This is a genomic window from Ectorhizobium quercum, assembly GCF_026552795.1.
In the GTDB taxonomy this organism is placed as follows: Bacteria; Pseudomonadota; Alphaproteobacteria; order Rhizobiales; family Rhizobiaceae; genus Ectorhizobium; species Ectorhizobium quercum.
This window is the reverse complement of sequence record NZ_JANFPI010000009.1, coordinates 89,654-104,303: the sequence shown is the minus strand read 5'-3', so window position 1 is coordinate 104,303 and position 14,650 is coordinate 89,654. Positions and strand designations below refer to the sequence as shown.

The following is a 14,650-nucleotide window of genomic DNA, read 5'->3' as shown; positions in this document are numbered from 1 at the left end:
TTCGCGGCGGATGACGTGCAGCCCTGTTACGAGAGAAAGGCTTGAAATCTGACGACAGTGCACACCAAGGGAAGGGCCAAGGTCTCCATTCCCGCCCGCCCGGAACGCGGTTCTGACGCCGCCGCCCGCGCGCTTGAGCTGGTCCTCGCAAGTCTCGAGGACTCCAAGGCAGAAGATATCGTCTCCATCGACATCGCCGGAAAATCCGCGCTCGGGGACCACATGGTCGTGGCCTCCGGACGATCGACCCGGCACGTCGCGGCGATCTGCGACCACCTCATCACCGATCTCAAGGACGAAGGCTTCGGCAATGCCCGGGTCGAGGGCCTCGATACCGGTGACTGGGTGCTGATCGACACGGGCGACATCATCATCCATGTGTTCCGTCCCGAAATCCGCGAATTCTACAATATCGAGCGGATGTGGTCGGCGCCGGAACTGGATGGCGAGACGGTTCACTGATCCGCACCGGTTGCGGTTGACATGGCGCGGTTCCGGATGGTTCAGGCGGGAACGGCAGATTTCGCGAGCCTGAAGGACGGAACGACATGCGCATCAGTCTCTTTGCCGTGGGACGGCTGAAAACCGGACCGGAGAAGGATCTTGTCGCGCGTTATCTCGACCGGCTGGCCAGGGCAGGCCCGGCCACCGGACTGGAGTTCCTGCGCGTCGTCGAGGTGAATGAAAGCCGCGCGGCCCATGCCGACACCCGCAAGCGGGAAGAAGCCGCCCTCCTCGAAAAGGCCCTGCCCGAAGGCGCCGTCCTCGTTCTGCTCGACGAACGCGGCAAGGCGCTCGACAGCGAAGGTTTCGCCGGCCTCGTCGGCGGCTGGCGCGACGGCGGCAAGCGCGACCTGATGATCGCCATCGGCGGCGCCGACGGGCTCGACCCTGCCCTCACCGCCCGCGCCGACGCGGTGCTGAACCTCGGGCGCATGACCTGGCCGCACCAGATCGTCCGCATCCTGATCGCCGAACAGCTCTATCGCGCCGTCACCATCCTGACCGGCCATCCCTATCACCGCGCCTGAGGACGAAAGCCAAGGCCGGAGACAAATTATCTCCGCGGGCCGATTCCGGTTTGCGCTTTTATGCAGTAGGTTCGGTCTCCATTTCGGCTGAGGCCCATGATTCACGGCGCAAGAAGCAGCATTGTCCCCCGGCACCGCCGCCTGACGGCGACGGCGGCGCTTGCGCTGTTTCTGGCCGGCCTTTTCGGCCATCCGCTCGCCGCCTTCGAGCCGGACGGCGTTGAGCCGGGCGTCGAGGCCCCCGAAAGCCCTTCGGCCGAACTGGAGCGCAAGCGCGACGAGACCCGCTCGGAACTCGAAACCCTGTCGAAGACGCTCGACCTGTCTGCCGACAGGAGCCAGGCGCTCGAGGACGAGATCGCAAGGCTCGAGAAAAGCTCGCAGAGCGTGCGCGGAGCGCTGATCCAGTCGGCGACCCGGCGCAAGACGCTCGAGGCGAACATGCTGGCGAGCGAGAAGCGCCTGGCGGAGCTGAAGGTGAGGGAGGACCACGCGCGCGGCTCGCTGCGCGAACGGCGCGGCCTGCTGGCCGAGGTTCTGGGCGCGCTGGAGCGCATGGGCCGCAATCCGCCGCCCGCCCTTCTCGTGACGCCGGAGGACGCGCTCGGCTCCGTCCGCAGCGCCATCCTGCTCGGCGCCGTCGTTCCCGGCATGCGGCGGGAAACCGAAAGGCTGCTGGCCGATCTGGCCGCGCTCGCCAATCTCCAGGCCTCCATCGCCGAGGAAAGGGCCGATCTTTCCCGGACCATGAGCGCCAGCCTGGAGGAGGAACGGCGCATGGATCTCCTCCTGACGGAGAACACCCGCCTGGAGCGGGAAAATTCGGAACAGCTCGCCGAGGAAAGACGGCGCGCCGCCGAGCTCGCCGGCCGCGCTACCAGCCTGGAAGGACTGATCACTTCACTCGAAAGTGAAATCGAGTCCGTTCGCAAGGCTGCCGAGGCGGCAAGGCTGGAAGAACAGCGCAGAAACAGGCTTTCCGAGGCCGAAAGGCAGAAGGAACGCGAGGCTGCGGGCGCCGGCGTGCCCGATAAAAACCGTATTGCACCCGCATATGCTTTTTCTGATCTGAAGGGAAAGCTGGATTATCCCGTCGCGGGCGAGGTTCTGAGGCGGTTCGGAGATGCCGACGGCACGGGACATTCGTCGCTGGGTATGGTAATAGCATCTGGTCCGGAAGCACTGGTGACTGCCCCGGCCGATGGTTCGGTGGTATTCGCAGGCGCGTTTCGAAGCTTCGGCGAAATGATCATTCTGAACATGGGCGACGGCTATCACATGGTGCTGTCCGGCATGTATCAGGTGAAGGTACGCCCCGGCCGTTTCGTCTTCGCCGGCGAACCGATCGCGGCGATGGGCGTGAAAAGAGTAGCAAGCGCAGCGGCATTGGCGCTGGAAACGGACCGGCCGACGCTTTACATTGAATTGAGCAAGGATCGGGTGCCGGTCGATTCCCGACCTTGGTGGTCCGCAACAGACGCTGGAAAGGTACGCAATGATTCGTAGGACTTCTCTTGTACTCGCCGGTGCCTTGATGGGCGCCACCGCGACAGTCGGGATTTATTCTGCTGTCGTACCTGCCGTCGCTGCCGGAACCTCCACCTACAAGGAGCTTTCGATCTTCGGGGACGTGTTCGAGCGCGTCCGCGCCCAGTACGTGACGCCGCCGGACGAGCAGAAGCTCGTCGAGAGCGCCATCAACGGAATGCTGAGCTCGCTCGATCCGCATTCCAGCTATCTCAACGCCCGCGACGCCGAGGACATGCGCACCCAGACCAAGGGCGAATTCGGCGGCCTCGGCATCGAGGTGACGATGGAAGAGGAGATGGTCAAGGTCATCACGCCGATCGACGACACGCCCGCTTCCAAGGCCGGCATTCTCGCCGGCGACTTCATCTCCGAGATCGACGGCCAGTCGGTGCGCGGCCTCAAGCTCGAGGAAGCGGTCGAGAAGATGCGCGGCGCGGTGAACACGCCGATCAAGCTCACGGTCATCCGCAAGGGCGCCGACAAGCCGCTCGACTTCACCATCACCCGCGACATCATCGCGGTGCGGGCCGTCAAGTCGCGCGTCGAAGGCGACGATATCGGCTATCTGCGCGTTATCTCCTTTACGGAGAAGACCTATGACGATCTCGAAAAGGCGATCGAAAAGATCAAGGCCGATGTGCCGGCCGACAAGCTGAAGGGCTATGTGCTCGACCTGCGCCTCAACCCCGGCGGCCTGCTCGACCAGGCGATCAACGTTTCCGACGCCTTCCTCGACAAGGGCGAGGTGGTTTCCACCCGCGGCCGCAATCAGGACGAGACCCGCCGCTTCAATGCCGGTCCGGGCGACCTGACCGACGGCAAGCCGGTGATCGTTCTCGTCAACGGCGGTTCGGCATCCGCGTCCGAAATCGTCGCCGGCGCCTTGCAGGACCTGAAGCGCGCCACCGTGCTCGGCACGCGCTCCTTCGGCAAGGGTTCGGTGCAGACCATCGTGCCGCTCGGCGGCAACGGCGCGCTGCGCCTGACCACGGCGCTCTATTACACGCCGTCGGGCAATTCGATCCAGGGCACCGGCATCACGCCGGACATCGTGGTCGAGCAGCCGCTTCCGCCGGAATTGCAGGGACGGGTCCGCACCGAGGGCGAATCCAGCCTGCGCGGCCATATCCAGGGCCAGAACGAGACCGACGAAGGCTCGGGCTCGGGCGCCTACGTGCCGCCGGAAGCCAAGGACGACCTGCAGCTCGGCTATGCGCTCGACCTGATCCGCGGCGTCAAGACCGATCCGTCCTTCCCGCCCAACCCGGAAAAGACGGTCGTGAAGAACTAGTCGGCCGGAGCGAGGCTGACCGCGAACAGACAGGACGTGGAAACCGATCTGCACGCACCGCTGGGACAGAAAAGGCCGGAGCCGCGAAAGCGCTCCGGCCTGTTTTCGCTTGCCCGGGTCGGCGGCGTGCTTACACTTCTCGGCGTGATCGGTCTTTCGGTCTATGCCGCCCGCATGCCGGACACGTTGCGCGGCAACGATCCGGCGGCGGAAGAAACCGAAACGGCGGCGGCCCAGCCCTCCGGCAACGCGCAACCGGCACCGCCCGGCATCGGCCTCGAGCGCCAGGCCCCGCAATCCGGCGCCGATGTGCGGCAGACGACGACGGCGGACGGCGCTGTCGTGACCACCTACGCGCCGCGGACGCGCGATAACGAAGGCCCGGCCCTGATCGGCGCGGGATCGCGAACGCAGGATTCGCGCCTGGCCGGCTTTCCGAATGCCGAGCTGGAGGAAGACAGCGCCTTCGGCAAACTGCCGGTGATCGGCCCGGACGGGCTGACGCCCTCCGAATTCTACGCCCGGCCGTGGTCGGGCACGCGCGGCACGCGCGTGGCCATCGTGATCGCCGGCCTCGGCCTCAGCCAGACCGGAACGCAGAAGGCCATCCGCACCCTGCCGCCGGATGTGACGCTCGCCTTCGCCGCCTCCGGCAACAGCCTGTCACGCTGGGTTCAGGAAAGCCGCAGGCAGGGCCACGAGGTGCTGCTTCAGGTTCCCCTCGAACCCTTCGATTATCCGGCCAACAATCCCGGCCCCGACACCCTGCTGGTTTCGCGGGAAAAATCCGCCAATCTCGACAGCCTGCACAAGGCGATGGCGCGGATGAACAATTACACCGGCATCATGAACTATATGGGCGCCCGTTTTCTCGCCGATGCCGAAGCGCTGGAGCCGGTGATGCGCGACATCGGCGAACGCGGCCTGCTGTTTCTCGACGACGGTTCGTCTGCCCGCTCGCAGACCGGCGCGCTCGCCAGGACGCTCGGCGTCCGGCACAGTTTCGGCGATCTCCAGATCGACGGCATGGTCAGCACCGATGCCATCCTGAAGAAGCTGGACGAGCTGGAGCGCATCGCCCGCCGCAACGGCACGGCAGTCGGCATCGGCTTCGCCTTCGACGAGACGATCGAGGCGGTGGCGCAATGGAGCGAGGAAGCGCAGGGACGCGGCATCGAGATCGTCGGCGTCGCTTCGCTGACATCGCCCTGATATAAGACGGTCCCAGACGATTCCCATTCCGAAGGTTTGCCATGAGCAAGGAAATAAAGGTCAAGGTCCGGGCAGACGATCTGCCCTATCGCCCCTGCGTGGGCATCATGGTTCTGAACCCGAGCGGCCTCGTCTGGGCCGGCCGGCGCCTGATGGAAGGCAATACCGAATATGACGGCTCGCCGCAGCTCTGGCAGATGCCGCAGGGCGGCATCGACGAGGGCGAGGATCCGCAGGCCGCCTCCCTGCGCGAACTCTATGAGGAAACCGGCATGAGAAGCGTTTCGCTGCTCGCCGAGGCCTCCCGCTGGATCAACTACGACCTGCCCGAGCATCTGATCGGCATCGGCCTGCGCGGCAAGTACCGCGGCCAGACCCAGCGCTGGTTCGCCTATCGTTTCGAGGGCGACGAAAGCGAAATCGCCATCAATCCTCCGCCCGGCGGCCACATGGCGGAATTCGACGCCTGGGAATGGAAGCCGATGGACACGCTGCCCGGTCTGATCGTGCCGTTCAAGCGCAAGGTCTACGAGGACGTCGTCGCCGAGTTCCGCCATCTCGCCGGCTGAGGCAAGGCATGAAAAAGCCCGCCTTCCGGCGGGCAGCCTGTTGACAACCTCTTTCCCTCGTCACCCTCGGATTTAACCCAAGGCTCCACGTCGCAAGCGGCGCGGTGTATGGCCGGGTCATCCTCGAACCTGCCCCCGAGGACCGACCATGACGAAAGAGAGCGATATTGCCTATAGTCTGAAGGCCCGCCTCCCGGCGGGCCTGGAAGTGACAAGGGAAGAGCACCGGCGTTTATCGGTGGGCCGACGCGTCCCCTGACGGTTTTTTCGGTTCCGGAATCCGAACCTGCCTCAGTGATCGTCCCCTTCGGCCTCGTCGGCGGAACCGGCGTTGAGCTGGCCGTATTTCGCCTCGCCGATCTTCTCCAGCAGTTCGAGCTGCGTTTCCAGGAAGTCGATATGGCCTTCCTCGTCGATCAGCAGCTGCTCGAACAGCTTCATGGTGACGTAGTCACCGGCCTGATGACAGATGTCGCGGGAATCCTTGTAGGAAGTGCGGGCATCGTATTCGCCGGCAAGATCGGCTTCCAGAACTTCCTTGACGTTCTGGCCGATGCGCAGCGGGCCGACTTTCTGAAGATTGGGATGGCCTTCGAGGAAGATGATGCGCTCGACGAGCTTGTCGGCATGCTGCATTTCCTCGATGGATTCGGCGCGTTCCTTCTTGGCGAGCTTCGTGTAGCCCCAGTCTTCAAGAAGACGATAATGCAGCCAGTACTGGTTGACCGCGCCCAGTTCGAGGAAAAGAGCCTCGTTAAGCCGCTCGATGACCTTTATGTCGCCTTTCAATGTCCGCTCTCCTGCGTTCTTCGTGGAATTTTTTCAGGCGGGACATGAAATCGCATACTTCCGCCTCCGTCGATTGACGGCGGCGATGATAGTCTTCGGTCGTGGAAATAATCAAGTCGACGACAGTGGGAAAACAGCCACAGCAACGCCCTCGTTTCGCCATGGCGTGATAAACCTTGGCCGGAACGATCAACTGCCAACAGTCCTCATCAAGAAATTCGTTGATGACGTCCTTGATTTCCTTGTCGGTAATGTAATTACAGCTGCAAACGAGCATACCCGCTCAGTCCGTCAAACTTGAAACTCACTCTCCGCTTTTTGCAAAAGAAGATAGCGAATGTCAAGAAAATTCGCCCCCGCCCGCGGCGCCCATTAGCCTTGTTTGCCGTTTCCTCTCGAAATATCCGCCAAAACATCCTATATGCACGCTGAAAAAGGCGGCGGCTGCGACAAAATGCCGACCGTGGACGACGACAAGAGCGCGGCCCCCTGAAGAGGACGAGCCGCCTGACCGGGAGAGATAATGGCCCGCATCGACCAGACCGACGATTGGCGCGACCGCCATGCGCCGACGATCAGCGCCTTCGAGTCGCTGGCGATCGAAGCCTATGGCAACCTGCCGGAGGCATTCCGGGCGCTGACGACGGATCTCATCATCGAGATATCCGACTTTCCTGCGGACGACGTTTTCGAGGACATGGCGCTGGAAACACCCTTCGACCTGCTCGGCCTTTTCGAGGGCCGCGGCATTTCCGAACGGTTCACGATGGAGACGGGCGAGTTTCCCAACCGGATCACGCTCTATCGCCGCCCGATTCTCGACTACTGGGCCGAGAACGAGGAAACGCTGGGCGACATTATCACCCATGTCCTGATCCACGAGATCGGCCATCATTTCGGCCTCTCGGACGACGACATGGAAGAGATCGAGGCAAGCGCCGACGAGGCCGCCCAGCGCTGACGACGGCATGGCTCGCGCGGGAGCCTATTGCTCGCCGAGCTTCAGGTCGGGGCTGTATTCCCTGCCGTCCACCTCCTTCACGACCGCCTGCCCGCACTGCATGGCGCCGGTTGCGGCATTGAAGGCATAGGTGGGCGAGCCCGCGAGTTCCCAGCCCTTGTTCAGGGCCGCCGTCACCTTGTGGCAGAAGCTCGCATCGTCAGGCCCGGTCAGAAAGCGGTAGAGTTTCATGTCGTTCGGTTCTCCCGTTCGGCGGCAAGCCGCGCTTTCGCCGCAAGCCGCACGGCCGGTTCGATATGCAGGCGCTCGACCATCCGGCCGTTGACGGTGAGCACGTTGAGGCCGGCGGCGGCCGGATCGGCGAAGGCGGCGATGATGGCTTCCGCCTCGGCCACATCGGCGGCGTCGGGCGAAAAATGCCGGTTCGATGCCTCGATCTGCGCCGGATGGATCAGCATCTTGCCGTCGAAGCCCATGCCGCGCCCCTGCCGGCATTCGGCGGCGAAAGCGTCCAGATCGCGGAAATCGTTGCTGACGCTGTCGATCACCTCGACGCCATAGGCGCGCGCGGCCAGCACCACCTGCATCAGCCAGGGGATGAGAAAGGTCCGGCCCGGCTCCATCGGCACGCCGGTGTCCTTGCGCAGGTCGTTCAGGCCGACGACGAAGGCCCCGAGCCGCGCGGTGCCGGTTCCGGCAATGGCCGCCGCGTTCAGGACCCCGCGCGGCGTCTCCATCATCGCCCAGACCTCGATGCCGGCGGCGGCGCCGGCCTCATCGAGAAGATCAGCGACCGCCAGAACGTCCTCCGGCCCGTCGACCTTCGGGATGAGCACCGCATCCGGCGCCAGCGCGATGACGGTCTCCATGTCGAGCCGGCCGAACGCGCTGGCCAGCGCATTGATGCGGATGACGTGTTCCCGGCCCGCCAGCCTGCCTGCCGCGAAGAAGCCGGCAAGGTTGTCGCGCGCCTCCTGCTTCTTCTCCGGCGCGACGGAATCCTCCAGGTCGAAGATCACCCCGTCGCAGGCAAGCCCGCGCGCCTTTTCCAGCGCGCGCCGGTTGATCGCGGGCACGCTGAGGAGCGAGCGGCGCAGGCGAACGGGACGAGAAACGGCAATGTCTGTCATGCCTCCCGTTCTGCCAAGCTTTGCCGCACGGCGCAAGCCATACGAAATACGATGCGCCGGGCGAAAAATCGCCGGATTCGCACGATAATGAGGATTTGTCCTTGCAGTCGCAGGAAGGCGGGACCACATTGTCAGTGCGAAAGGATTTCAACTCATGAACAGTATCCGTTCCCTCTTTCTGGGCCTGCTGAGCATTGCCGTCATTGCCGGCACGGTGCTTCTGACGGCCTCGTTCGTGGCCCTCATGGCAGGTCTCGCCGCCGTGACGCTGATCGCCCGTGCGCTGATACCCGCAAACCGGCGCGCGCCCATCTATGCCCGGGCCCGCAAGTCCGACGAGATTCGCGTCTGGAACGACGGTCGCGGCACGATCATCGACCAGTAGGAACAGGCGAAACCGGCAGGAAAAAACGGCGGCCACCACTGAGGGCCGTACCGTTTGCCGCGACATTCGGCTTCTCAAATCCGCGATTTTGCACTATGTGCAAGGGAAATCGCGGTTTTCCGGCTGCGTCTCCGCCCGAACGGCGGAAGCGGCCCGGCAGCCCCGGTTAAAAACTGGCGGATGGCGCCGTGTCGCCGGACCCGTTTGCGCCGACATGCCGTAGGAGGTTTGGATGGACAAGTTCGTGAAGCTCACCGGCGTTGCCGCACCGATGCCGGTCGTCAATGTCGACACCGACATGATCATTCCGAAGGATTACCTGAAGACGATCAAGCGCACCGGGCTGGGCAAGGGTCTCTTCGCCGAGGCCCGCTATCTGGAGGACGGCTCGCCGAACCCGGATTTCGTGCTGAACAAGCCCGCCTATCAGGATGCGAAGATTCTCGTCGCCGGCGACAATTTCGGCTGCGGCTCCTCGCGCGAGCACGCGCCCTGGGCGCTGCTCGATTTCGGCATCCGCTGCGTGATCTCCACCAGCTTCGCCGACATCTTCTACAACAACTGTTTCAAGAACGGCATCCTGCCGATCGTCGTCACCCAGGAACAGCTCGACCTGCTGATGGACGACGCCTCGCGCGGCTCCAATGCCATCCTGACCATCGATCTTGAAAATCAGGAAATCACCGGCCCGGACGGCGGCTCGATCCGCTTCGAGGTCGACGCCTTCCGCCGTCACTGCCTGCTGAACGGGCTCGACGACATTGGCCTGACGCTGGAAAAGGGAAATTCGATCAACACGTTCGAGAAGGCCCGCGAAGCAGCCCGCCCCTGGGCCTGACAGGCCGGTCCGCCGAAACATCAAAGCCAGCCGTGCGTTTCCCGCGCGGCTGGCTTTTTCATGGCCTGAAGCCTGAACCCGATCAGGGCGCCTCGGCCTTGGCGATATCGGCGGCCAGCCGGTCCTTCGACTTCTTCGGCAACCGGATGCTCTTCACCTGTTCGAGGTTGTCGGGAACGCCGTCGCCGACGACGATCAGGCCGACCATGCCCATGCCGAGATGCGGAATGCACTTGACCGGGTAGGCGCCCGGGATCGTCAGCGTCACGCTCACCGCCTGGTTGAGCTTGCCCTTGAATTCTTCCGCGCCTTCCGGCAGCGCTTCCTTCACGGCATCGACCTGATGGCTCTTGTCGGTCGGCACGAAGACGACCGTGTCGCCCGGCGCGATCCGCAGGAACGACGGTTCGAAGACCATCGTCTCGCCGTCCGAGCCCTTGTTCAGCATCTTGATCTCGTGTTCGGCGGCAAAGGCCGGAGCGGCCAGCATCGCCAGAAGAGCGGCCCCCGCGAGCTGTTTTCCAATCGCTTTCATCATTCTCTTCTCCATTCGTCTGACCCGGCCGCGCATTCGTTCCTGACCGGGGCTTCCCTTACGTTTAAAGCCGATTGGCGCCGCCGGCGAAAGATGACATTACGCCACATGTCTGAAACCATTCTAAAACAGCCAGGCCATTCGGGCTTGCCGCGTACCGTTACGGCGGCAGCCGTCCTTGTCTTTGCGCCGGCGCGGGACTAAAACCCGGCAAACCGATGAGGAGGCTACCCCCATGACCACCCGTTCCCTTTTCCTGCTGCCCGGCGACGGCATCGGCCCCGAGGCCATGACCGAGGTCCGCAAGATCGTCGCCTGGATGAACGACGCCAGAGGCACGGGCTTCGTGACCGACGAGGGCCTCGTCGGCGGCAGCGCCTACGATGCCCACGGTTCGGCCATTTCCGAAGGAGACATGGCCAAGGCGCTGGCCGCGGATGCCGTGCTGTTCGGCGCCGTCGGCGGTCCCAAATGGGACGGCGTTCCCTATGAGGTGCGCCCGGAAGCCGGTCTTCTGCGCCTGCGCAAGGATCTGGAACTCTTCGCCAACCTGCGGCCGGCCATCTGCTATCCCGCGCTCGCCGGGGCTTCCTCGCTGAAGCCGGAACTGGTCGAGGGCCTCGACATCCTCATCGTGCGCGAACTGACCGGCGGCGTCTATTTCGGCGAGCCCAAGCAGATCCTCGACCTCGGCAACGGCCAGAAGCGCGGCATCGACACGCAGGTCTACGACACCTACGAGATCGAGCGCATCGCCTCCGTCGCCTTCGAACTGGCCCGCACGCGCGGCAACCGCGTCTGCTCGATGGAAAAGCGCAACGTCATGAAGTCCGGCGTGCTCTGGAATCAGGTCGTGACCGAAACGCACCGGGCGAAGTATCCCGACGTGAAGCTCGACCATATGCTGGCCGATGCCGGCGGCATGCAACTGGTGCGCGCGCCGAAACAGTTCGACGTCATCGTCACGGACAACCTGTTCGGCGACCTGCTGTCCGACGTCGCGGCCATGCTGACCGGCTCGCTCGGCATGCTTCCCTCCGCCTCGCTCGGCGCGCCGGACCCGAAAACCGGCAAGCGCAAGGCGCTCTACGAACCAGTCCACGGTTCGGCGCCGGACATCGCCGGCGAGGGCATCGCCAATCCCATCGCCATGATCGCCTCCTTCGCCATGTGCCTGCGCTACTCGTTCGAGCTGATCGGGGACGCCGACAATCTCGAAAAGGCGATCGCCAACGTTCTGGAAAAAGGCATCCGCACCGCCGACATCATGGCACCCGGCTGCCGCAAGGTCGGCACCGCGGAAATGGGCGACGCGATCCTCGCCGAATTCAGGGCGCTTTCCGCCTGACGCCGATCGGCGCGCGCCGCACGTGCCTGACCCCGCCCGGCCTTCGCCCGGCGGGGTTTTTCGTCTCCGGGGTTTGAATTGCGCGTTCGTGCCATATCTACCGACCAGACCCATTTCCAGAGGATGACCCGAAGAAGAAGACGGCTGACGGATGAAAGACGACGTGAAAACCGGAGGGAACACCGCTTTCCCGCGACAGGCGCCGAAGGCGCCGCAATGGAACCTGCTGCTGGCGCTGCTCCTCATTCCGGTTCCGGCCATCGCATTCCTCGCGCTGGACGAGCCGGTCGCCCGCATGACCGGGCAATGGCCGGACCTGCTGACGACGCTTTCGGCGCAGACCACCGACGCCGTGATGCTCGTGCCGATCATGAGCGCGCTTGCCCTGTTCAGCGGGATCGCCCTGACGCTCCAGTCGACGCGCATCGCCATGAAGGGCTTCTACGCGGCGGCATCGGTTCTGCTGGCCAGCGGCATCGTCCATGCGATCAAGCCGCTGGTCGGGCGGGCGCGGCCGACCGTCTTCGAGGAACATGGCCTGTTCGGCCGCAAGGCCTTCGACGGCACGTTCGACTATGTCAGCTTCCCCTCCGGCCACGCGGCCCATGCCGGCGCGCTGTTCGCCGCGCTCGCCTTCTGCTTTCCGAGATACAGGTGGCTTTTCGCCGCGCTGGCGCTGTGGTTTGCCGCAACCCGCCTCATTCTCGGCGTGCATTACCCGAGCGACGTGGTGGTCGGCCTGCTGGCCGGGCTGGGATCGGCGGTCCTTCTGGCCCGCCTCGCCGCCCGGTATGGCCGCATCTTCCGCCTGTAGGGCATTTCCGGCAAAAAGGCCCGTCGCCAAAAACGCCGGGCTTCAGTGTATTGCCACCTACTCTCTTTCGTCACCCTCGGGCTCGAGCCCCAAGGCTCCACGCCGCAGGCGGCGCGGTGGATGGTCGGGTCCAGGCCCGACCATGACGAAAGAGAGCAATGAGCAGTTTGCCAGCAGTCCGAAGGCCCGGCGCTTTTGGCGCCGGGCCTTCCTTCCGATCCGATACGGGGTCAGACGGAGATGTCGTTGTTCTTGGTTTCCTTCAGGAAGATCAGGCCGATGATGAAGGTGAAACCGGCGATGATGATCGGATACCAGAGACCGTAGTAGATATCGCCCTTGGCGGCGCTCATCGCGAAGGCCGTTGCCGGCAGGAGGCCGCCGAACCAGCCGTTGCCGATGTGGTAGGGCAGCGACATGCCGGTATAGCGGATGCGGGTCGGGAACATTTCGACCAGCAGCGCGGCGATCGGGCCATACACCATCGTCACGTAAAGGACGAGGATGAAGAGAATGCCGATCATCGGAACCCACCGGATGCTGTCGGGATCGGCATACATCGCGAAGGCGCCGGCATTCGGGATGGTATAGACCGACGTCGAGGTTTCGCCGGCGGCCTCCTCGGCCGTCAGCAGCCCGGCTTCGATGAGTTCCTCGGTCGTGACGACCGACCTCTCGCCCGCCCGGATGGTCTCCGCATTCAGGTTCAGTTCGGGATTGGCCGCGACGAAGGCATCGAGCTTCGTTTCGGGAACCTTCACGGCACCGCGACGCAGCGGATAGCCGTTGCTCTGGAGAGCGATGTTCACGTCCTTTTCGAACGTGGTGGCCTTGGCGGTCGCCGCCGGGTCCGTCGCGGAATAGCCCTCGACCGTGGTATCGCCGATCGTGACGGTCGCGACCTGGCCCACCGGAGCGGACACCACGGTATAGGGAACCGAATTGCGCGTCAGATAGGCCGTGGCCACGTCGCAGGAGGTGGTGAACTTGGCCGTACCGGTCGGATTGAACTGGAAGTTGCAATCCCGCGGATCGGCCGTCACCGTGGCGTTGATATTGGCCTGGGCAGAGGCGAGAGCCGGATTGGCGGCCCAGGTCAGCGCCTTGAACAGCGGGAAGTAGGTGAGGGTGGACAGAAGCAGGCCCGCCAGGATGATGGGCTTGCGGCCGACCTTGTCGGAAAGCCAGCCGAAGAACACGAAGAAACCCGTGCCGAGGGCCAGCGAGACGGCGATGGCGATATTGGCGTCATGCGCCGGGATCTTCAACACGTTCTGCAGGAAGAACAGCGCGTAGAACTGGCCGGTGTACCAGACCACGGCCTGGCCGGCGGCGGCGCCGAACAGGGCGAGAAGCGCGATCTTGGCATTCTTCCACTGGCCGAAGGCTTCCGAGATCGGCGCCTTGGACTGCGTGCCCTCTTCCTTCATCTTCTTGAAGGCCGGCGATTCGTTCATCGACATGCGGATGAACACCGAAATGCCGAGAAGGACGACGGAGAGCAGGAAGGGCAGGCGCCAGCCCCAGGCTGCGAAGGCTTCCGGCCCCATAGCCACCTGGATGCCGAGAATGATCAGCAGCGACAGGAACAGGCCGAGCGTCGCGGTCGTCTGGATCCACGACGTGTAGAAGCCGCGGCGTCCGTTCGGCGCGTGTTCGGCCACGTAGGTTGCCGCACCGCCGTATTCGCCGCCGAGAGCGAGGCCCTGCAACATGCGCAGGATGATCAGGATGATCGGCGCCGCGATGCCGATCGTCTGCGAGCCGGGCAGGATGCCGACGAGGAACGTCGAGGCGCCCATGATGATGATGGTCACGAGGAACGTGTACTTGCGGCCGACGAGATCGCCCAGGCGGCCGAAGACGAGCGCGCCGAACGGACGCACGAGGAAGCCGGCGGCGAAGGCGAGCAGGGTGAAGATGTTGCGCGTCGCTTCCGGATACTGCGAGAAGAAGTGCGAGCCGATATAAAGCGCGAGTGAACCGTAGAGATAGAAATCGTACCACTCGAAGACGGTGCCGAGCGAGGATGCGAAGATGACCTTTCGCTCCTCGCGCGTCATGCGCGGGGTGGATGCCCCGGCTGCGGCGACATTTGCCATGATTTTTCCTCCAAAAGACCCCGGTTACGCATCACGACCCCGGTTTCCTCCTCCTGGGTACAGGGATGCGCATGGTGAAACATTGACAGAAAATGAAGAGGGCGCGCATCCGTTC

17 protein-coding genes are annotated in these 14,650 nt (G+C 64.0%); 11 read left to right on the top strand and 6 right to left on the bottom strand.

Annotation, left to right across the window (positions count from 1 at the left end; genetic code table 11):
• Positions 1–48 precede the first annotated feature (48 nt).
• The 6 genes from rsfS (at position 49) to NOF55_RS20740 (ending at position 5,633) form a co-directional block, all read left to right on the top strand.
• On the top strand, positions 49–462 hold the full coding sequence (rsfS, locus tag NOF55_RS20765; RefSeq protein ID WP_306413111.1) for a ribosome silencing factor: 414 nt from the start codon (positions 49–51) through the stop codon (positions 460–462).
• A gap of 86 nt (positions 463–548) precedes the next feature.
• Positions 549–1,031, top strand: a complete 483-nt coding sequence (gene rlmH, locus NOF55_RS20760) for a 23S rRNA (pseudouridine(1915)-N(3))-methyltransferase RlmH (RefSeq protein ID WP_306413034.1) — start codon at positions 549–551, stop codon at positions 1,029–1,031.
• A gap of 96 nt (positions 1,032–1,127) precedes the next feature.
• Positions 1,128–2,537 (top strand): murein hydrolase activator EnvC family protein, encoded by a 1,410-nt coding sequence (locus NOF55_RS20755; RefSeq protein WP_306413033.1) that lies wholly within the window; start codon positions 1,128–1,130, stop codon positions 2,535–2,537.
• Positions 2,527–3,852, top strand: a complete 1,326-nt coding sequence (locus NOF55_RS20750; protein ID WP_306413032.1) for a S41 family peptidase — start codon at positions 2,527–2,529, stop codon at positions 3,850–3,852. The genes NOF55_RS20755 and NOF55_RS20750 overlap by 11 nt, the downstream gene beginning before the upstream one ends.
• Before the next feature lie 36 nt (positions 3,853–3,888).
• Positions 3,889–5,064 carry a divergent polysaccharide deacetylase family protein gene (locus NOF55_RS20745; protein ID WP_306413031.1) on the top strand — a complete coding sequence of 392 codons (1,176 nt, stop codon included), beginning with the start codon at positions 3,889–3,891 and terminating at the stop codon, positions 5,062–5,064.
• 41 nt (positions 5,065–5,105) lie between these two features.
• Positions 5,106–5,633, top strand: coding sequence for an RNA pyrophosphohydrolase (locus NOF55_RS20740; protein WP_306413030.1), 528 nt, complete (start codon positions 5,106–5,108; stop codon positions 5,631–5,633).
• A gap of 291 nt (positions 5,634–5,924) precedes the next feature.
• Here NOF55_RS20740 and bfr read toward each other — a convergent pair whose 3' ends face one another.
• Together bfr and NOF55_RS20730 are read right to left on the bottom strand one after the other, a co-directional pair.
• Entirely contained in the window at positions 5,925–6,422 is a 498-nt protein-coding gene (gene bfr / locus NOF55_RS20735) for a bacterioferritin (protein WP_306413029.1), read from the bottom strand.
• Positions 6,388–6,699, bottom strand: coding sequence for a (2Fe-2S)-binding protein (locus NOF55_RS20730; RefSeq protein WP_306413028.1), 312 nt, complete (start codon positions 6,697–6,699; stop codon positions 6,388–6,390). The genes bfr and NOF55_RS20730 overlap by 35 nt, the downstream gene beginning before the upstream one ends.
• Positions 6,700–6,945: 246 nt before the next feature.
• Between NOF55_RS20730 and NOF55_RS20725 the strand changes: the two genes are divergently transcribed.
• The gene (locus NOF55_RS20725; protein ID WP_306413027.1) at positions 6,946–7,383 is read left to right on the top strand and encodes a metallopeptidase family protein; all 438 of its coding nucleotides are present in this window, start codon (positions 6,946–6,948) and stop codon (positions 7,381–7,383) included.
• Positions 7,384–7,407: 24 nt separating this feature from the next.
• Here the strand turns inward: NOF55_RS20725 and NOF55_RS20720 are convergent, their stop codons facing one another.
• Entirely contained in the window at positions 7,408–7,614 is a 207-nt protein-coding gene (locus tag NOF55_RS20720) for a DUF1737 domain-containing protein (protein ID WP_306413026.1), read from the bottom strand.
• Complete coding sequence (locus tag NOF55_RS20715) at positions 7,611–8,513, bottom strand: HpcH/HpaI aldolase/citrate lyase family protein (protein WP_306413025.1); 903 nt, start codon at positions 8,511–8,513, stop codon at positions 7,611–7,613. Before NOF55_RS20715 ends, NOF55_RS20720 begins: the two co-directional genes overlap by 4 nt.
• Positions 8,514–8,667: 154 nt before the next feature.
• On the opposite strand from NOF55_RS20715, the gene NOF55_RS20710 reads away from it, so the two are divergent.
• Positions 8,668–8,898 (top strand): hypothetical protein, encoded by a 231-nt coding sequence (locus NOF55_RS20710; protein WP_306413024.1) that lies wholly within the window; start codon positions 8,668–8,670, stop codon positions 8,896–8,898.
• A gap of 232 nt (positions 8,899–9,130) precedes the next feature.
• A complete protein-coding gene (leuD, locus tag NOF55_RS20705) occupies positions 9,131–9,736 on the top strand; it encodes a 3-isopropylmalate dehydratase small subunit (RefSeq protein WP_306413023.1) in 606 nt (201 codons plus the stop codon).
• Positions 9,737–9,818: 82 nt separating this feature from the next.
• Here the strand turns inward: leuD and NOF55_RS20700 are convergent, their stop codons facing one another.
• The gene (locus NOF55_RS20700) at positions 9,819–10,271 is read right to left on the bottom strand and encodes a pseudoazurin (protein WP_306413110.1); all 453 of its coding nucleotides are present in this window, start codon (positions 10,269–10,271) and stop codon (positions 9,819–9,821) included.
• 235 nt (positions 10,272–10,506) lie between these two features.
• On the opposite strand from NOF55_RS20700, the gene leuB reads away from it, so the two are divergent.
• Together leuB and NOF55_RS20690 are read left to right on the top strand one after the other, a co-directional pair.
• The gene (gene leuB / locus NOF55_RS20695) at positions 10,507–11,619 is read left to right on the top strand and encodes a 3-isopropylmalate dehydrogenase (RefSeq protein WP_306413022.1); all 1,113 of its coding nucleotides are present in this window, start codon (positions 10,507–10,509) and stop codon (positions 11,617–11,619) included.
• A 163-nt stretch (positions 11,620–11,782) separates the two neighbouring features.
• Entirely contained in the window at positions 11,783–12,433 is a 651-nt protein-coding gene (locus NOF55_RS20690; RefSeq protein WP_306413021.1) for a phosphatase PAP2 family protein, read from the top strand.
• 230 nt (positions 12,434–12,663) lie between these two features.
• Here NOF55_RS20690 and NOF55_RS20685 read toward each other — a convergent pair whose 3' ends face one another.
• A complete protein-coding gene (locus NOF55_RS20685) occupies positions 12,664–14,535 on the bottom strand; it encodes an MFS transporter (protein WP_306413020.1) in 1,872 nt (623 codons plus the stop codon).
• Between the last annotated feature and the right edge of the window lie 115 nt (positions 14,536–14,650).